The organism is Nostoc sp. PCC 9305, assembly GCF_963920915.1.
Classification (GTDB): domain Bacteria; phylum Cyanobacteriota; class Cyanobacteriia; order Cyanobacteriales; family Nostocaceae; genus Nostoc.
Genome location: NZ_CAWUDN010000032.1, coordinates 24,404 through 41,891 on the forward strand (window position 1 = coordinate 24,404; position 17,488 = coordinate 41,891).

Genomic DNA, 17,488 nt, shown 5'->3' on the forward strand with positions numbered 1-17,488 from the left:
TTAGACTTGAAATGATAGTTGAAAAGTATTGAATGATACAGCGTTTTTATATCTCCCTAAATCCACTTTACAAGGGCTACAGGGAACAAGCAAAATATCTGTTACTTTTCAAACATCCTCTAATCCATTTCCAAAAACATTTGTAATACATGTATGCCCTGAGAAACGCATTAGTAGCAAGAATTTATTGAAATAGGATGATCGTCAAAGTATTTTAAGTTGAAAATTTCGATCAGGGACAAATATATAAAAAATTATACTTCAGTCATGGTGTATATAAGCAATGACACGTAGGGATAAACCAAACGAGTTGCAGCAAAGCTTTGACCAAGGAAATTTACTGCACCGGATGACAAAACAGATCAGGCGATCGCTTGACCTTCAAGATATATTAACGACAACTGTTAGCGAAGTGCGTTTATTTTTGGGTGCAGATCGGGTGAAAATGTATCGCTTTGATGCTGATGGTAGTGGTGAAGTCATTGCAGAATCTATTCACGAGCAACGTCTGCCATCCTTATTAGGTCAACGCTTCCCATCTGATGATATTCCAGAAGCCGTCAAAGAAATGTTTTTGTTAGTGGGGCAACGTTCGATTGTCGATGTGGCAAATGGGAAGATCGGGCTATCGCCTCTACAGTCAAAAGAAACTGGCAAACGTCTAGAAACTAATATCTACTATCGGCAGGTAGACCAGTGCCATATTCAATACCTAAAAGCAATGGGCGTGCAGTCTTCGTTGGTAGTACCCATTTTAGATTGCGACCCACAAGAACAATCAGCAAAGCCTAAATTGTGGGGATTGTTGGTAGCTCACCACAGTGAACCGCAAAAGATTTTGAAGCGGCAACTAAAAGTATTGCAGCAAGTTGCTGACCAGGTAGCGATCGCGATCGCTCAAAGTAATCTACTCACTGAAGCCCGCGCCAAGCAAAAGCGAGAAGCTACTATTAATCGAGTCACCACACTATTGCATAAACTGCCGACAATCCAATTACAAGGAGCCCTAGAAGAAGTTATTACTGCCTTCTGTGGAGTCGGTGGCAGGCTTTACATTGTAGAGAATCGAGAACTATACACTTGGGGCGACCAACCGACACTCCCCTACGAGTTAGATAACACTATTATCGAACAGCATCCCATCTGGCAAAACTGGATGGCTGAGTTTCAACAAGGTAATATTTGGGCAACTACTGACCTCTATAAAGAACCACGTTTGCGAGTTTTGGCTTTAGCATTCCGTTCTACTCAAATTCGCGGACTCATGGTGATTCCCCTACATTACCGCGAAAAATTTATCGGGGTGTTAAGTATTTTTCGCTCTGAATTTGAAACAGAAATCTTGTGGGCGGGACGATGCGAACAAAATCGGCGACAACTTTTACCCCGGCTTTCCTTTGAGGTTTGGCGAGAGCAGAAAAAAGGGCAAGCACCTGAGTGGAAGTTGGAAGACATCTTTTTGGCACAAGCCTTATACGATCATTTCTCAATGGCAATTCAGCAGCAGCAAATGTATAAACAGGTGCAATCTCTGAATGCCAACCTAGAACTGCGGGTGCAAGAGCAAACCGCTGAACTCGAAAAATCATTAATGTTTACCAAAGTCATCAAGCAAGTCACAGAGCATATTCGCCGCACATTGGACTTGCAAGCAACCCTGCAATCCATCGTTCGGGAAGTCCGTCCCCTGCTAAATTCAGACCGAGTGTTGATTTTCTACCTGAAGACTCAATCGGTGATTGTGGAAGAGATTAATGGCAGTTGGCAGTCAGTTTTGGGAGTGAATGCACCACCAGAATGCTTTCCTGATGATTATACTCGTCTATATTGTCAGGGTAGGGTACGGGCAATTAACAACGTTTCAACGGCTTCTTTAAGTGATTGTCATCGAGAATTTTTGCAAAGTCTGCAAGTGGAAGCAAACTTAATAGTTCCAATTAATATGGGTATGGAACTATGGGGTTTACTAATTGCCCATGAGTGTGAGGCTCCTAGAAATTGGCAGGATACAGAAATTAATTTATTGCAGCAGCTGGCAGATCAGGCTGCGATCGCTATTCAACAAGCACAACTCTACGAACAAACCTCTGAAGCCGAAACTGAAGCCAGAAATCAAGCTATTCAGTTAGAGCAGACCCTACATGAACTCCAAGAAACACAGACAAGGTTGATTCAGACCGAAAAAATGTCCGGCTTAGGACAGTTGGTGGCAGGTGTCGCCCACGAAATCAACAACCCCGTTAACTTTATTTACGGTAATCTGTGCCATGCCAGTGATTACACTGAACAACTGCTAGAAATTTTACGTCTCTACCAGCTACACTATCCCCATCCCCATAATGAAATTAAAGCCGCGATCGAAGCGATCGATTTTGAATTTTTGGTAGAAGACTTGCCAAAAATCATGACCTCAATGCAAGTAGGAACCGAACGCATTCGCTCAATAGTGTTGTCGTTACGCAATTTTTCTCGCTTGGATGAGTCTGAAAACAAGCGCGTTGACCTGCATGAAGGCATTGACAACACCTTATTAATTTTGCAACATCGGCTGAAAGGAAATGCTGAATTTCCACGCATTGAGATAATTAAAGATTATGGCAACATCCCACGGGTGGAATGCTATGCCGGTCAAATGAATCAAGTATTCATGAATATTTTCAGTAATGCCATAGATGCTCTGGAAGTAGGGCGTCGGGAGTGGCGGGATCGGGGTGATAAGGAGAATAACTCATGCTCAATTCCAACTATCCAGATTTCCACTAAAGTCTCAGCGGACAACTCTCGCCTTTTAATTCGGATTACTGACAATGGGCCCGGAATGAATGAAGACGTGAAAAAGCGAATTTTTGACCCGTTTTACACTACCAAGCCTGTGGGCAAAGGTACAGGATTGGGACTAGCAATCAGCTATCAGATTATTGTCGAAAAACATGGGGGAATAATGGAGTGCATTTCAGAACCTGGCAAAGGTACAGAGTTCTGGATTGAAATTCCCGTCAAGCCTCCAGCCAAAATAGTTAACTAGCAATAGAAAGTGGGAGATGAGGAAGCAGGCGAAGAATCACTATTGGTAGTTGACCAATGCTCAATTGTTAGTTTCAAAACTTAAAAATTAACTGAGCAATTTTTAAATTCATCCACAAGATAGATGATAATTTTCTTAACATATAAGCTAAATAAATAGCTATCAGCGATCCAGGGTGTGCAATATATTGAATTTGATTAAAAATCATTTTAAAGTAAAGTTTAGTTGCAAAATAAATTCCTCCCAGCTACAAGTGATAATTTAATAGTTGAAGCTAATAAACAAGCTTCCCGTGGCAGATATAACAGCTGCATTTGAAATGTTAGTAAGAGGTATAAGACGCTGTTTAACTTACATCTGTCTCGTCAAAATACAGCAACACCCAACGCGAAAACTGCTGTTTCCTCAAATCTAGAAGATTAGGGGGCACTGTAACTGATTTTCATTACTTGTTTACAAAAGCAATGGAAGTTAGTACATCCCTAACTACGATCGACAAAGAGAGGAGATAGTTCAGGGAGTAGAGGCTTGGGTGTTGTTGTGTTTAAAGAGAAGTCTGAAATAGGGACTCCTCTGGGTGTAAGATTATACGAAGTTGAATAGTGAGAAACATTTAAAATAGCGCCTTATGTCAATAATTGCGCTCAGAGCGTGGTATCTACAGGATTATGAGCCGATTCCAGAACTGGAAAAACGTCCGCCAGACATTCGCTTAAGCAAAAAAAGTCTGCTGAAATCAGCATTGCGAGCAGACTTTTTGGAAGACAGTGACGAAGTTAAGAAATCAACTTGGTTTGGGCGCTATTTGGAAGGGGAAAATATTGAATTTTATATTGAAGGTAGTGGTGGCTATTGCGTCTCTAACATTGACTTAATTAGTCATGAAATTTATTTCACCAAGCAGGCGGTGTTGGCTCAGTTAGAACCAACGATTTTTTTATCCTATCAAACTGAGTATGGCGCAGCGACGAATATTCTCAAGGAAGAACTGCGAAAAAGTTTAGACAATTTAAACTTGCGATCGCGTCTTCCCCTAACATTAATAGAATCTTCTCGTCCTAGCGGTGCTACTTTCCGAATTAACCGTACAATCATGCGGAAAATCCGTAAGAGTTTGTTATTTATAGCTGACACCACGGCCATTGCTAGTATTGATGGGAAAGAAGCCTCCCAATTGATTCCCAGTCCCAATGTCTGTATTGAGATTGGCTATGCCATCCAAAGTAAGCGATCTGAACAGATTCTACTAGCGCAAATGCAACGCCCAGATTTTGAAGGTGAATTTCCCTTCGACTTACCGACACAGCAAATTTTACAATTTCAAGACACTACAGAACTGGACAAAATCCTGACAGAGACGATTAAAAACCAGCTAGCACGATTCAAATTGTTTTTTTGACCTTATTTTCCAGTCAGACTTGCTGGCTGTTTTTTCTTCTCAGTTTATACTTTACAAAATTTAGCAATAACAATGCTCTTTTTAACAGCAGGGCTTTTTTTAAGGAAAGCAAAAAGTTGAAGAATAACCGTGTAGAAAAGCTGAGTACCACTTTTTAACAGGAGGGCTTTTTTTTAAAGAAAGCAAAGCCTGAAAGTATTGTTATTGCTTTAATTAGAATAAACGAACAGGTTTATTTTGCAGCTTGGAACTAATTGAACTTACCCGATCGACCACGGAAATCATGTATTTGTAATCTGGTACTTGTCCATTGGGTACATATCCTACTTCTTGAGCTAAACCTGAAGGCGAATCACTCATCACTTTGCGGATAAATTCTTGACGGTTACGTTCTACATTTGGCCCAATCAAAACCACACCTAATGGTACATAGTGAGGGTCTTTAAATAGTATGCGAAATTCGGTTGGCGCCAACTGTGAACTGTAGAGACTTAATTCCGCTTCTGAGACTGCACAGGCGATCGCTTTTCCTTGAGCGACCAATTCCAGTGCTGCTTTGGGTGTGGGTGCAAACAGTATCTCAGCCAGCGTTGTACCATAAAGATTGTAAAGAGGAAAATAATATCCTGTTGCTGAACCCAACTGTCCTAAAGCCACTGTTTTGCCTTGCAATTGTTTCAAGTCAGCGATCGGATTATCTTTACGAACAACGAAGATTGAACGTAAATTACTAATACCTATTAAAGGAAATAGGGGAACATATTGGTGACGTGCGATCGCAATAGCCGCTAAACCCGGTGGAGCAAATACTAATGACCAAGCACGAGCATTAAGGCGCTCAACCGCTCTATTTTCATTAAAAACAGGCTCTAGCTGAATATATGAGTTTGTTTTTTCACCTAAGTAACTATTAAATTTAGCGTATTGATTAATTATCTGTTCGCCTCCACCATAGTTGATTACACCAATAGTTAACGTGCCCTCAACCCCATCTCCATTTTGTGGTTTGCAGGCAGCAAATGTAAAACCTAGTAAATGAAACAGAAATAAACGACGGGGAAATCGCACAAACATCACTAATTATGGTTAAGGAAATATATTTGGCTTTCAGGACTAATTTAGATAAATTTAACTGCTACCTAAAGGGGTTATATTGCAGCAAAAAATTAATATTTATTTAAATATTGTTGAGATGCTTTCTAACAGGTATAAATAAATATTAGACAAACTCACAGGCTACCTTCGTTGCTTAGGTTATGTTAAACAACATTACGTTAAAAAACTTAAAAATAGGTGTTAAATTTAACTTGCTTTTAATATTAGTTTTCATCATCAGTATTTTGGGAAGTGGTGTTGCCTTATCCAGTGTACTTCAAGGGAGAGCACAAAATGAAGTAAGTTCTCAAGCGGAGATTCTCATCCAAATGGTGAATGCAGTTAGAGATTATACACAAAATCGTATTGCTCCTCTATTAGAACCTAGATTAGATACTAACCCAACATTCACACCTGAAGTAATACCAACTTTTTCCTCTAAAGAGGTTTTTGAAAATTTTCGTAAAAAGCCTGAATTTAAAAACTTTTTTCATAAGGATGCAACACTTAATCCAACCAATTTAGCGGATAAAGCTGATAATTTTGAAACTCAACTTGTCGAGCGTTTTCGCAACGAACCTAATACTCTAGAAATCACAGGCTTTCGTAAATTGTCAGAAGGCGAAGTATTTTACATTGCACAACCACTAAAGATTACACAAGCCAAATGTTTGCGATGCCATTCTACACCAGATCGGGCTCCTAAAAGTCAGTTGCTAAATTATGGCTCGGAAAATGGTTTTGGCTGGCAACTAAATCAGATTGTTTCTGCTCAAATAATCTCTGTTCCTTCTCAAGATATTTTTGCCAATGCCAAGCAGACTTGGATATTGATAATGGGACTTTTAATTGCGATCTTTGCGATCGTAGTTTTCTTAATTAACTTCTTAATTACAAAATATGTGATTCAGCGCATCAGAAGAATGGAGAAAATAGCTCAAAAAGTTAGTATTGGTGATATGAGCGCTGATTTTGAAGAAAGTTCTCATGATGAAATTGGCGGGTTAGCAGAAGCATTTAATCGGATGAAAGCTAGCTTGAAAATAGCTTTGGACATGTTGAATAATTAAAGCTAATAATCCGTAATTCACAGAGAGAAAAATGCAATTTCGAGAAAATCAAGAAAGTAAGCGTTGCTCAAATTGCAAAGCTTTTTGAGGTTCAGGGATTTGTGATGCTAAAATTTTCACAAATTCTGCACGAGAGATTTGTCCAGCAGATTTCATAGCTTTTTGCACTAGAAACTTAGCTATCGGGCCAATTAAATCAGCCAACTCACGTTCGCACTCTTCCAGAAATTTTTCACTGATGACTTGAGATTCTTGGTTTGGTAAATTATTTGAGTTAATACTAGATTGGTCGGATTTTATAGTAAGTTCTTGTAAGAGAGTAGGTTTCTCTAGTAAAAAGATCGTTTTCTTCTTAAAATCAATTTGTTGATTTTCTCGAAGATGAAGGGCTAATTGACTAATTAATTCTTCCAAATTGGACGCTGATGCCGCAACTTGTCGTAGTAATCTTGAGGCGATGGGGCCGACAAATTCTAAAAGAATTTTTTCTAAGCGGTTGTAACTTTCCCCAGACAGAATAGAAGCAGTCGGATACCCAATTGAGTTTTGTTGAGAAAGCGAAGCTTGAGGCGGTTGTGTAAAATCTGGTACTTGAAATGATTGCGCTTCTACCTGGTAATCTTTACGATAATATTCTTGCTCTTTGGGTGTCAAAGATGGTAGTTGAAGCGATCGCGCTTCTCCTCTAGTATTGAGATGCTTAAGCACCTGTAAAACTTCAGCCGCAGACTGATAGCGCTGTTTAAAGTGATGTAGCACCATCTTAGATAGCACAGATGCCAACTCAGAACTGACGTTAGCTTGATGCTGCCAAGAAATTTCTCCTGTATCTGGGTCTTCTTCAAAGTTTATCGGATGTAACCCTGTCAGGGATTGTATACCAATAATGCCCAAGGAATAAATATCACTGTTGGGGCGGGGCTTACCTTGTCCCTGCTCTGTAGACATATATCCGGGAGTACCAATGATAATAGTAGCCCCCGTGTGCCCTGCAATTGTGAGCAGTTGAGTTTGGACTTGTTTAACAGCGCCAAAGTCAATCAGTACTAACTTACCGTCTTGTTGCCGCCTAATTATATTGTCCGGTTTGATATCTCGATGAATAACGTTGTGGCTGTGAATAAATTGTAGAATACCCAGAACCTGTTGGAGTAGTTGAATAACTCGATCTTCTGTCCAACGTTGATTGGGGAATAGTTCCACTTTCAGGGTATGTCCTTCAATGAATTCTTGCACCAAGAAGAACTCTTGGTTTTCTTCAAAATAGGCTAAAAGCCGAGGAATCTGGTCATAGTAGCCCAGTTGTTCTAGTGTTTCTGCCTCACTGGTAAATAGCCGTCTGGCAGTTTTGAGAAATTCAGGGCTACGAGTGACGGGCTTAAGGTGTTTGACAACGCATTTTGGGAAACCTGGCCGATGCGTATCTTGGGCTATGTAGGTTTGACCGAATCCACCTCCACCTAATATCTGGAGGACTTGGTAACGTCCGTCTAATAATTGTCCTAACATTGTGTCACAAGCCTTAATTCCTCAAATTAATCTTGACACAACTACCAGCTTTGGTAAGGTTTGTTCAGACAGAAAGTAGGTAGTGCTAAAATTTCAAGCAAGATTTTTTGAGGATTGTATTACAAGTTTATGACTAACTAGACTCCAGATCGACTTACAGGCATATTATTGTTGAAGCTTTAATAATTCCTCAGAAATCGCCAGTACCTCAGCTTTTGAAGTAGTTGTTGGTTGAGAGACTACGGTAACTTTTCCGAATTGAGTTTTATTTACAAAATAGGTGATTCCCCGAAAGCTCAATTTATAGGTTATTGGTACTAGAGGAGCTTCCGCCGATTTGGAATTTGGATCGACACGATAGTTAACGCCACGGTACATCAAATTATAAGCTGGCCCAATTTGAGGAACTGGTTGAAACGGCTGTTCTGTTTTTTTGCTGTCAACTTTGCTTGAGTCGTATTCGTAGCTTAGACCACGATAGTAAAGTTTCATAATTTTCGCCTCCTGAATAACTGTTTTTTAACAATGCCAATGACTTATCAGAGGTTGATTAGAGAGTTATGCAAGAGCTAATGTAAAATTACACTTTTTAAGGAACTGCTTAAAGGATTAGGCGTCTAGAGTGAAGAGTCATTGGGCATAGGGCATTAAGCAGGGGAGGCAGAGTTGCAAAGGAGCAGCACTTCTGTACGAGACACTGCGCGAATGGCTACGCTCAGTGACCGAAGGGCAGAGGAGAAAAACTTACTGCAACTTCTCCCTTGCTTCCAACCTCCCGTATGCTTACCCTTTTCATTCGGGGGTTACGTGGTTAACAATAGGTTGAATGTTTTTTAAATGATTCAACTTTATGGCTAGAACTGCAAATGAATATGCCGTATACATCCTACTGGAAAGCGGCCACCGAGAAGAAGTACGTTTTCCTACTATTCAAGAGTTTCAGAAATGGTATAGCGGCGAACTTGTGCCAAAATCTGCTTCTAATGACTTTATTAGCGTGCCGATCAAAAATATTCAAGGGGAATATATGGTAGTACGCCCTTCTCGGATTGTGGCAATCCGGGTAGAACCGATTTTTAGTTCCAGTGTTGAAAGATTCAACTAAATGATGAGAAAAACCCTTGCTTTGCTTTCCTTGAGTCTAGGAATTGCTCTCGTAAACCCTCTCTGGTCGGCTGTTGCTCAGGTTCCTAACTTACTGCCGTTGCCACTACCGACTACTCCCGATCTTCCACCTATACCAATACCGATCGCTCCTGCGATCGCGCCGCCGCTAAAACCAATCACCATCGGAAGCGATTGTACAGTCCGGCCGACTTGCTTGGGTTGGGATGAGCAAATTTGGGGTCAAAGAGGTAAAACAGGCGATCGCAAAGCGCTGTTGGCTTCCATTGATAACAGTCTGCTTTACCTAACAAAGGGTGACGCGATCGCAGCATATCAAAATTATCCTATCAAGGAAATCACTCTCGATCGCGTCCGCCGGAGTTTGCTACGTTTCCGCCAACTGGTTGTCAGTTCTAAGTCACCAGCGCAATTACAAGCCGCTGTCCGCAGGGAGTTTGTCTTCTACCAGTCCGTGGGCAACGATGGCAAGGGTACTGTTAAGTTCACTGCTTACTACGAACCTGTTTACACCGCTAGCCGTGTCAGAACTGCAATCTATAAGTATCCCCTCTATCGGCTACCACCTGATTTTAGCCAATGGCCGAAACCCCACCCAAAACGAATTGATTTGGAAGGAAAGGATGGTTTACAAGGGAATAAGAGCAAGTTACGCGGTTTAGAACTGCTTTGGTTTCGCGATCGCCTAGACGCATACATGGTACATATCCAAGGTTCTGCCCAAATTAAATTAACTAATGGCAAGACAACATCAATTGGCTATGCTGGTGGAACTGATTACCCTTGGACTAGTATCGGCAAAGAACTAGCCAAAGATGGCAAACTTCCACTAAATGGATTGACAATGCCACGTCTGATTAGTTATTTCCGACAAAAGCCCCAAGAGTTGAACAATTATCTGCCCCGTTGGGAACGATTTATTTTCTTCCAAGAAACAAGCGGTAGAGGTGCTACTGGTAGTATTCATGTGCCAGTAACAGCAGAACGTTCCATTGCTACAGATAAGTCTCTCATGCCACCGGGAGCGTTAGCCCTGATTTACAACTCATTTCCCTATCCTGCCAGTGGTGGCAAATTAGAGAGGCGTACTGTCAGCCGCTTTGTGCTTGACCAGGATACAGGAAGCGCCATCAAAGGGCCGGGCCGGGTGGATTATTTTATGGGGTCTGGTAAACTAGCGGGCGATCGCGCTGGTGTCACAGGCGGTAATGGTTCATTATATTATTTGCTGCTCAAAGAATAAAGTTAGAAGTTAGAAGTTAGAAGTTAGGAGTTATTAATTCAAAACTCATCACTCCTCACTCCTAACTCCTCACTCGCCTTAATACGGCGGATAAGCAAAATCATCTTCATCAGCATAAACGTAAGAGTTGGAAACTCCTGCCATTGCCAATTTAGGGGTTTCTGATTTTATAGGTTCCTTGCCAAAATCTTTGTATTCTTCAAAAGTCTTACAAATCATTGCAGACTCCAGAGCATCGGAAGCAATTAGATATTGCGTTAAAGTCCCTACGGTGGGATGTTTATAATCCACAGTTGAAGCTACCAAAACTGTATTTGGTTCAATACCTCTTTCTTCACACTCAATGATGGGACAAAAAATCCCGTGAGCGTGGAACAAAGGCCCTTTTGATGTCAAAGGTTGCTTGCGGTAGATAGCATAAGCTTTTTCTAGTTCAGCAACGAATCCGCTAACTACTCTGCCTTGTTGATATTCGCAATAGGTTTTGCTAAAACTCGCTCCGGCTGCACCATTGAGAGTTAGTTGTAGTGGTGATTCATGTAAAAACTTTTTATTCTCACCCACTAGAAAAATTAGATAGCGAGTAAAGGTTTTAAATTTAAGTTTGTCGGCTAAAAAAGCATCATAATTATCTTTGAGTGTACCCAGTTTGAGACCACTTTCCCGGTCTTTAACAGACAATGGCCCCCGACGCACTATAACCAAGCGTGGAGTAGCAGTAATAAAGACTGTTTCTACTCCAGAGCTAAATTCATGCTCAACTTGCTGCCAATTATCATCTGGCACAAAGCCGACAGCATTGGCATTATCCAGCTTAATCGCCAAACCGTGAGATTGTATCCCATCTGTGCCATACCGAGGATTAATCATCTGACACCAGGGAAGGACTTGAGAAGGCGGTGCATTAAATTTCTCGTCTTCAAAGTCAAAATTAGCAGATGCTTTCATCGTTTTAGGCTATCAAAGTGTTTTATTGAACAAGGTTATCGGCAGGGCGCACAGGAAAGGAAAGCCAGTTATATGCTGTGGTTTCCAAAGTTTAAGAAAATTAAACTGACGTAGTATTTTTTCTAGAGTAAGGCAGAATCAATCTATCTTGCAATCCCTGTTTAGTTTTTTAACAACAAATTCTTTCTTTGGCATCTCTCTATCTAAATACGATCTACTTTTTGTTCCTCTCGTGGTTAAATTCAAATCAGCAAATTACTGTGAACTTAAAGCAGCGAGAGTCTTCAAATCAGGCACTTCTAAATCAGGTTGAGTGACTGCTGGTAAACTCGCGCTAACCCCTTGCTCTGCTCGGCGATTTACCCAGACTGTTGATAATCCTAGAGATTTGGCTGTCACGATATCATGATATACACTAGCCGCAACGTGTAATATCTGCTCTAGCGGCAAATCAATTCTCTCAATAGCCAGTCTGAAGTTGTTGAAGGAAGGTTTGTAGCTTTTTGCCTGTTCTGCTGTGATTATCTCGTCAAATTCCACCTCCAAGTGCTTTGCTGAGAAAGCAAAGAGATCGTCATCTACATTTGAGATAATTACCAACTTAAACTTTTGCTTTAAAGTTCTAAGTGCCTCAACTGTATCGGAGAAAGGCAGCCAATGCTGAATCGAATCGGCAAGTGAATTTAGTTCGTCAGCAGTTGGCTTAAAGCCAAATCGTTCACCAAATTTCTGAACTACTCTTTTCAAAACTTCTCGATATTTGATATATTCTCCTTTTTCCAGTTCTGCTTCAAATTCAGCAAAAATATCAAGAATTTGATCGTTATCTAAATTAGTGTTGTGTGTCAGCAGAAGTGGCTTTAGCACCCTTAAGATGCCATTTTCCCAATCAATTAGGGTTCCGTAACAATCGAAAGTTAAAGCATTGTACTGATTTAATTCAATCACCTTTTTATACTCCAAAGCTTGATTAATAGTGTTCAGTTTTCACAAACTAAAAAGACGGGTGAACCCATCTGCGTTGGCGCAGCCCGCCGCAAGCATCGCCACATCCACTGTGAAGTCTCTAAACATTTTTTATCAGGGCAATACGGAACTTATAGGTTGCTTAAAGATTGGCAAGTTAACCGCCAAGGTAGTTTTACTGTTATACCTGCGTTAGAGAGCAGTACTCACCGAAGTTGTATGGGCGTTATCCAAACAAATTCATATTACATTGATATTACAAGATTACTAACTTTAGGTGTGGGATAATAGTTATTCCAGAAAGGAAATTATTCCTAAGTATAGTTTGTATGGATGTGAAATTTCAGGATACACAAGCGAATACCACTAAACAATTAAACTCAAGTAAACAGCTATCTAATAGCAAGCCATCCGAAACTTTTTCGGTAGCAGAAGCAGTGGTAGAAATCCTGGAAGATATGGGAGTACAGTATGCCTTTGGTGTTTCGGGAGGTGCGATCGCGCCAGTGTGGGCTGCATTACATCAAAGTTCTATCCAGGTGTTGCACTTTCGCCATGAAGCTGGAGCCGCTTTTGCAGCCATTGAGGCGTATTTTGCTAGCGATCGACCCGTCGTAGTGTTTACCACAATAGGCCCAGGAATTACGAATGCATTAACCGGGTTATTTGCTGCACGTTGGGAGGGTGCTAAAGTAATTTTTTTGTCGCCTTCAACCTCAGCACCACAGCGTGGACGGTGGGCATTTCAAGAAACCAGCACTTACACCATGCCTAATGGGGGACTGTTTACCTCAGAACCACTGTTTCATTATGCAACGACTCTCGAATGCAGTGATGAACTGTCAAAAGTTCATCGACGGTTGACACTTGGTATAGCCCGACCAGATGGTTTTGTAGCACACTTGAATATCTCCACTAACATCCAAACTAGTTTAGTTAAGACATCATTGCCACGAGTGGCTTTTTCTTTTGCTTTCGCAGGCGTAAATGAGGAAACGATTATAGAATGTACGCGGTTGCTTTCAGAAGGGCCATTTGCCATTTGGGTTGGCTTTGGTGCGCGGGGTGCAGCAGCAGAAATTCGTCAGCTTGCAGAAGCAACGGGAGCGGCGGTGATGTGTTCACCTAGAGGCAAGGGCATTTTTCCCGAAAACCATCCTCAATTTGTTGGTGTTACAGGTTTTGCCGGACATACGTCAGTTTTAACGTATATGCAAGAACAACGACCTTTACGAGTGTTGGTGCTAGGAACGCGCCTCAGTGAGTGGACTTCGTTCTGGAATTCCGCGATGATTCCAAAACGAGGGTTCGTGCATGTCGATATCGACCCAGAGGTTCCAGGAAGTGCATATCCATCTGCCGAAACGTTTGCCATCCAGTCCGATGTGGGAATGTTTGTAAAGGCACTGCTAAAGTACTTTCCACAACACCCAAATCAGTTAACAGAAATGTTGCTGCCTTGTTCTAAGCCTGTAATACTTAATCCACGTGCAGAGGGCCCAGTGCGACCGGAAGTACTTATGGATGCAATTCAACGGCAAATAGTTGAAGAAAGCGATGCGGTTGTCATGGCTGAAGGAGGAAACTCGCTAGCTTGGGCAATTAACCTACTGCGATTTGCCAAACCAGGTCGTTTTCGAGTCAGTACCAGGTTTGCATCTATGGGTCATTTCGTCACAGGCGTCGTGGGTGCTGCGCTGGCACGCAATGGTAAGACCGTCGCCATAGTTGGAGATGGTGCCATGCTAATGAACAATGAGGTAAGCACGGCTGTAAGATACCAAGTTGCTGCCGTTTGGATTGTACTAAACGATGGGCGCTATAGTATGTGCGACCAGGGAATGGCTTTGCTAGGGTTCAAAGATGTAGATGTAGAGATTCCGCAGGCGGATTTTGTCAAGATAGCTTGTGGAATGGGAGCTGACGGCATCCGTGTTGAAACAGAACCTGAAATCCAAGCAGCTTTGGAGAAAGCGATGGCCTCGACCTGTCCGTATGTTGTTGACGTAGTAATCGACCCAACCCGGCTTGCACCAATTAAGAGTCATATTGACAATTTGATTTCACAAGGTGCTACGAATTACTAAGAGGAGATTTTCATGGTGCATCACCCAGTAGGTATTCGCGCGATCGCAGTTAACTTTCCCAGCGTCAGGCGTACAAAGGATTACTACAAAGAGAAATACCCAGATATAGTTGCTCAAATCGAGCAAAAAAGCTTGGGAAGGCTGTTTTCCCTTACTGGCTCTACCCCCAGCAACGAGTTTGACTTGGAGATGTTGCCATATCTGTCAGATCCTTTTCGTGGTACTGTCGAACAGCGGGTACTTGCTCCAGGTGAATCATCGCTGATGCTGGAAGAGCGTGCAGCTCGTGATGCTCTCAACGCGGCAAAACTTAATCCTGAAGAAGTCGATCTCATGCTTGTAGCCTCGATTTGGCCCGAACAAATCGGATTTGGTAATGCTGCCTTCCTTGCCCGAAAACTGGGACTGCAAGGTGCTGCATGGAATCTTGATGGAGCTTGTGGTGTTACCCCAGTAGCATTGCAAACTGCTTGTGCTTTAGTACGAGCAGGTGAGTACCGCAATGTACTGGTAGTAATTTCGTGCACTTACTCTCGCTTTGTCGATGAGGACGATACCGTTTCTTGGTTTCTTGGCGATGGTGCTGGAGCCTTTGTTATCGCTTCAGTCAAACCTAACCAAGGAATACTCAGTACAAAAACTGTTAATACAAGTTGTTTCTGTGACTTATTAACCTTAAATATTACAGAAAACAAGCAAGGCAATCCACGAATTCGTATGCAGTTGAACAAGGACGCAAAAAATGCGCTCAGTGAAGAATCGGCGCAGCTTTTACGCACCTGTTGCGAAGGTGCTATTTTGGCAGCCGATTTAACTCTCGATCGGATTGACTTTTTTCTTTTCAATACAGCCACAGCTTGGTTTTCAAGCTTCTGTGTACGTGTACTTGGTATTGACTCAGAGCGCACCCTTAACCTCTATCCTCTGTACGCTAATATTGGGCCAGTACTTACCGCGGCCAATCTTTATCACGCTGCACAGATGGGTAAAATTCGTGAAAATGATTTGGTTCTCGTTTATGGCTTTGGTGCAGCAGGAGTCGCCTCTGCAAGTGTGATGCGTTGGGGTAACGTAGCGCTAGGTCTTTTTCCCCATCAGGGGGAACCTGAATCAGCACTGAAAAGTTCCTTAGATTGTAGCTTTGCTCCTTGTTAAAGTTATCTATCAACATTTAAATCATACTCAGTAGTTAATCGTGCAAAAAGAAATTCTGGTGGCGGGCTTTTACCTGTTATCTTTGATATTTCCACTCAAAGTCTCGGCAAAGGATTATGACGAGATTTATGTTTTTGGAGATAGCTTTTCCGATACGGGTAATGTATTTAATGCAACTAACGGAATCGTTCCCTCAAATCCACTTTACTTTAATGAACGTTTTTCTAATGGTTCGGTTTGGGTGGAATATCTCGCTGCCGATCTCGGGTTAACTTTCAATCCAAATACCAACTTTGCCTTCGGTGGCGCAACTACAGGATTGAAGAATATAGGAGTTAACAATTTACCAGGATTACAACAACAAATCAACAGCTTTACAACAGCAAATCCGTCTGCCGATCCAAACTCCCTTTACATCTTGTGGGCAGGGACTAATGATTATTTAGATTACTTTTTCCAAGGTACTCCTAATCCTACCCAGAGTGTTACAAATTTATCAACGGCGGTAAAATCGCTTGCTGCTGTTGGAGCTAGAGATATCATGGTATTGAATCTGCCGGATTTAGGAAAGTTTCCAGTTACAGGTGGCAATAGTCAAATTTCTAGCTTATTTAGCACTTTTACCAGTAAACATAATTCCAGCTTGGCCACAAAGCTCAAACTTTTGAGTCAAGAACTAAACCCTAATATCAACATTATTCCTCTTGATGTTAATTCTCTTTTTAATCGGATTATTGCAGATCCGGAGGAATTCAATCTCACGAATGCAACTGACTCATGCATCGGAGATTCACCAGTCGTGCCTATTGAAGTTATTACACAGCCAGTTATGTGTATTCCAGACAAGTTTTTGTTCTGGGATGAAGTCCATCCAACGACTGCTACTCATAAGCTAATCGGAAAATTAGCATTTTCAGCGCTTGAGCCAGTGCCTGTCCCTGAACCTTCTGCGGTGTTAGGAGTCTTAGCTTTTGGTGTAGGTGCAGTATCGAGCTATCAGTTGGTGCAAAACAAAGCAATCAAAAGAGAAGGAACACACCTATGACAGGTCAATTAGATGGGAAAGTCGCGCTGGTTACAGGGGCCTCATCAGGTATTGGTCGGGCGAGTGCGATCGCATTTGCCAGCGCTGGAGCAAAAGTTGTGGTTGCTAGTCGTCGGCTCGTCGAAAGTGAGGAGACTGTACACCTGATAAAAGAGACAGGAGGTGAAGCTATTTTTGTCAAGACCGACGTTTCAAATGCTGCTGAAGTGGAAGCACTGGTAAATAAAACTGTAAAAACTTATGGTCGTTTAGACTGCGCTTGCAATAATGCTGGGATTGGGGGCAATCCCGGCTTAATCACCGATGATATGTCAGAAGAAGAGTGGGATCGTCTGGTTAACGTAAATTTTAAAGGAACGTGGCTCTGCCTGAAGTACGAAATCAGGGCGATGCTCAAACAGAACAGCGGAGCGATCGTAAATGTGGCTTCTGTCGGTGCTGTCGTTGGTGTACCTGGTTATGCCATTTACTCTGCCACAAAGGGCGCAGTCATTACCCTAACTAGAACAGCAGCAATCGAATATGCTAAATCTGGTATCCGAGTCAATGTCGTGAGTCCGGGTGCTACGGAAACTGATATGCTAGCTAGTCTTCCCGTAGATTTAATTGCTCAACTTCCAGCAGCGCATCCAATAGGACGTATTGCCAAGCCTGAGGAGATTGCAAAAACGGTGGTTTGGTTGTGCTCAGATGCGACTTCCTTCATCACGGGGCATAATATGATAATTGATGGAGGATATACTGCACAGTAAGGCAGGGTAGATGAAGGTGAAGTTTACAGGTTCGCAATTTCTACTTGCTTCAGAAACATCTATTGTGTC

15 protein-coding genes are annotated in these 17,488 nt (G+C 42.0%); 10 read left to right on the forward strand and 5 right to left on the reverse strand.

All coding sequences use genetic code 11. The features are described 5' to 3' along the window. Nucleotides 1–283 precede the first annotated feature (283 nt). Both ACM0OX_RS14195 and ACM0OX_RS14200 read left to right on the forward strand, forming a co-directional pair. Entirely contained in the window at nucleotides 284–3,025 is a 2,742-nt protein-coding gene (locus ACM0OX_RS14195) for a GAF domain-containing protein (RefSeq protein WP_414515569.1), read from the forward strand. Nucleotides 3,026–3,653: 628 nt separating this feature from the next. Beyond that, complete coding sequence (locus tag ACM0OX_RS14200) at nucleotides 3,654–4,424, forward strand: hypothetical protein (protein WP_414515570.1); 771 nt, start codon at nucleotides 3,654–3,656, stop codon at nucleotides 4,422–4,424. A 213-nt stretch (nucleotides 4,425–4,637) separates the two neighbouring features. Here the strand turns inward: ACM0OX_RS14200 and ACM0OX_RS14205 are convergent, their stop codons facing one another. After that, nucleotides 4,638–5,498, reverse strand: a complete 861-nt coding sequence (locus ACM0OX_RS14205) for a phosphate/phosphite/phosphonate ABC transporter substrate-binding protein (RefSeq protein ID WP_414515572.1) — start codon at nucleotides 5,496–5,498, stop codon at nucleotides 4,638–4,640. 182 nt (nucleotides 5,499–5,680) lie between these two features. On the opposite strand from ACM0OX_RS14205, the gene ACM0OX_RS14210 reads away from it, so the two are divergent. After that, on the forward strand, nucleotides 5,681–6,589 hold the full coding sequence (locus ACM0OX_RS14210; protein ID WP_414515574.1) for a c-type heme family protein: 909 nt from the start codon (nucleotides 5,681–5,683) through the stop codon (nucleotides 6,587–6,589). 48 nt (nucleotides 6,590–6,637) lie between these two features. On the opposite strand, the gene ACM0OX_RS14215 is transcribed toward ACM0OX_RS14210, so the two are convergent. Both ACM0OX_RS14215 and ACM0OX_RS14220 read right to left on the reverse strand, forming a co-directional pair. Beyond that, the gene (locus ACM0OX_RS14215; RefSeq protein ID WP_414515576.1) at nucleotides 6,638–8,098 is read right to left on the reverse strand and encodes a protein kinase domain-containing protein; all 1,461 of its coding nucleotides are present in this window, start codon (nucleotides 8,096–8,098) and stop codon (nucleotides 6,638–6,640) included. 165 nt (nucleotides 8,099–8,263) lie between these two features. Beyond that, a complete protein-coding gene (locus tag ACM0OX_RS14220; protein WP_414515578.1) occupies nucleotides 8,264–8,590 on the reverse strand; it encodes a DUF4278 domain-containing protein in 327 nt (108 codons plus the stop codon). 358 nt (nucleotides 8,591–8,948) lie between these two features. On the opposite strand from ACM0OX_RS14220, the gene ACM0OX_RS14225 reads away from it, so the two are divergent. Together ACM0OX_RS14225 and ACM0OX_RS14230 are read left to right on the forward strand one after the other, a co-directional pair. After that, nucleotides 8,949–9,203: a hypothetical protein gene (locus ACM0OX_RS14225; RefSeq protein ID WP_094348386.1), complete on the forward strand. Its 255-nt coding sequence runs from the start codon at nucleotides 8,949–8,951 to the stop codon at nucleotides 9,201–9,203. A 3-nt stretch (nucleotides 9,204–9,206) separates the two neighbouring features. After that, a complete protein-coding gene (locus ACM0OX_RS14230) occupies nucleotides 9,207–10,466 on the forward strand; it encodes a murein transglycosylase A (protein WP_414515619.1) in 1,260 nt (419 codons plus the stop codon). 78 nt (nucleotides 10,467–10,544) lie between these two features. Here the strand turns inward: ACM0OX_RS14230 and ACM0OX_RS14235 are convergent, their stop codons facing one another. Together ACM0OX_RS14235 and ACM0OX_RS14240 are read right to left on the reverse strand one after the other, a co-directional pair. Further along, nucleotides 10,545–11,414: a DUF5895 domain-containing protein gene (locus ACM0OX_RS14235; RefSeq protein WP_414515579.1), complete on the reverse strand. Its 870-nt coding sequence runs from the start codon at nucleotides 11,412–11,414 to the stop codon at nucleotides 10,545–10,547. Between the two features lie 255 nt (nucleotides 11,415–11,669). Continuing rightward, nucleotides 11,670–12,362 carry a haloacid dehalogenase type II gene (locus ACM0OX_RS14240; RefSeq protein ID WP_414515581.1) on the reverse strand — a complete coding sequence of 231 codons (693 nt, stop codon included), beginning with the start codon at nucleotides 12,360–12,362 and terminating at the stop codon, nucleotides 11,670–11,672. An 18-nt stretch (nucleotides 12,363–12,380) separates the two neighbouring features. Here ACM0OX_RS14240 and ACM0OX_RS14245 point away from each other — a divergent pair, with 18 nt between their 5' ends. Genes ACM0OX_RS14245 through ACM0OX_RS14265 form a run of 5 tightly spaced genes read left to right on the forward strand, consistent with a single transcriptional unit; the run spans nucleotide 12,381 to nucleotide 17,419 of the window. Continuing rightward, on the forward strand, nucleotides 12,381–12,668 hold the full coding sequence (locus ACM0OX_RS14245; RefSeq protein ID WP_414515583.1) for a hypothetical protein: 288 nt from the start codon (nucleotides 12,381–12,383) through the stop codon (nucleotides 12,666–12,668). A 41-nt stretch (nucleotides 12,669–12,709) separates the two neighbouring features. After that, the gene (locus ACM0OX_RS14250) at nucleotides 12,710–14,467 is read left to right on the forward strand and encodes a ScyA-related TPP-binding enzyme (RefSeq protein ID WP_414515584.1); all 1,758 of its coding nucleotides are present in this window, start codon (nucleotides 12,710–12,712) and stop codon (nucleotides 14,465–14,467) included. A 12-nt stretch (nucleotides 14,468–14,479) separates the two neighbouring features. Further along, a complete protein-coding gene (locus ACM0OX_RS14255; protein WP_414515585.1) occupies nucleotides 14,480–15,622 on the forward strand; it encodes a 3-oxoacyl-ACP synthase III family protein in 1,143 nt (380 codons plus the stop codon). A gap of 40 nt (nucleotides 15,623–15,662) precedes the next feature. After that, on the forward strand, nucleotides 15,663–16,667 hold the full coding sequence (locus ACM0OX_RS14260; RefSeq protein WP_414515587.1) for an SGNH/GDSL hydrolase family protein: 1,005 nt from the start codon (nucleotides 15,663–15,665) through the stop codon (nucleotides 16,665–16,667). Beyond that, nucleotides 16,664–17,419: an SDR family oxidoreductase gene (locus ACM0OX_RS14265; RefSeq protein WP_414515589.1), complete on the forward strand. Its 756-nt coding sequence runs from the start codon at nucleotides 16,664–16,666 to the stop codon at nucleotides 17,417–17,419. Before ACM0OX_RS14260 ends, ACM0OX_RS14265 begins: the two co-directional genes overlap by 4 nt. The last annotated feature ends 69 nt before the right edge of the window (nucleotides 17,420–17,488 follow it).

Bases quoted from the DNA above. Each gene is read 5' to 3' on its own strand.
- ACM0OX_RS14195 (WP_414515569.1), top strand. From the start codon at position 284: ATGACACGTAGGGATAAACCAAACGAGTTGCAGCAAAGCTTTGACCAA.
- ACM0OX_RS14200 (WP_414515570.1), top strand. From the start codon at position 3,654: ATGTCAATAATTGCGCTCAGAGCGTGGTATCTACAGGATTATGAGCCG.
- ACM0OX_RS14205 (WP_414515572.1), bottom strand. From the start codon at position 5,498: ATGTTTGTGCGATTTCCCCGTCGTTTATTTCTGTTTCATTTACTAGGT.
- ACM0OX_RS14210 (WP_414515574.1), top strand. From the start codon at position 5,681: ATGTTAAACAACATTACGTTAAAAAACTTAAAAATAGGTGTTAAATTT.
- ACM0OX_RS14215 (WP_414515576.1), bottom strand. From the start codon at position 8,098: ATGTTAGGACAATTATTAGACGGACGTTACCAAGTCCTCCAGATATTA.
- ACM0OX_RS14220 (WP_414515578.1), bottom strand. From the start codon at position 8,590: ATGAAACTTTACTATCGTGGTCTAAGCTACGAATACGACTCAAGCAAA.
- ACM0OX_RS14225 (WP_094348386.1), top strand. From the start codon at position 8,949: ATGGCTAGAACTGCAAATGAATATGCCGTATACATCCTACTGGAAAGC.
- ACM0OX_RS14230 (WP_414515619.1), top strand. From the start codon at position 9,207: ATGAGAAAAACCCTTGCTTTGCTTTCCTTGAGTCTAGGAATTGCTCTC.
- ACM0OX_RS14235 (WP_414515579.1), bottom strand. From the start codon at position 11,414: ATGAAAGCATCTGCTAATTTTGACTTTGAAGACGAGAAATTTAATGCA.
- ACM0OX_RS14250 (WP_414515584.1), top strand. From the start codon at position 12,710: ATGGATGTGAAATTTCAGGATACACAAGCGAATACCACTAAACAATTA.
- ACM0OX_RS14255 (WP_414515585.1), top strand. From the start codon at position 14,480: ATGGTGCATCACCCAGTAGGTATTCGCGCGATCGCAGTTAACTTTCCC.
- ACM0OX_RS14265 (WP_414515589.1), top strand. From the start codon at position 16,664: ATGACAGGTCAATTAGATGGGAAAGTCGCGCTGGTTACAGGGGCCTCA.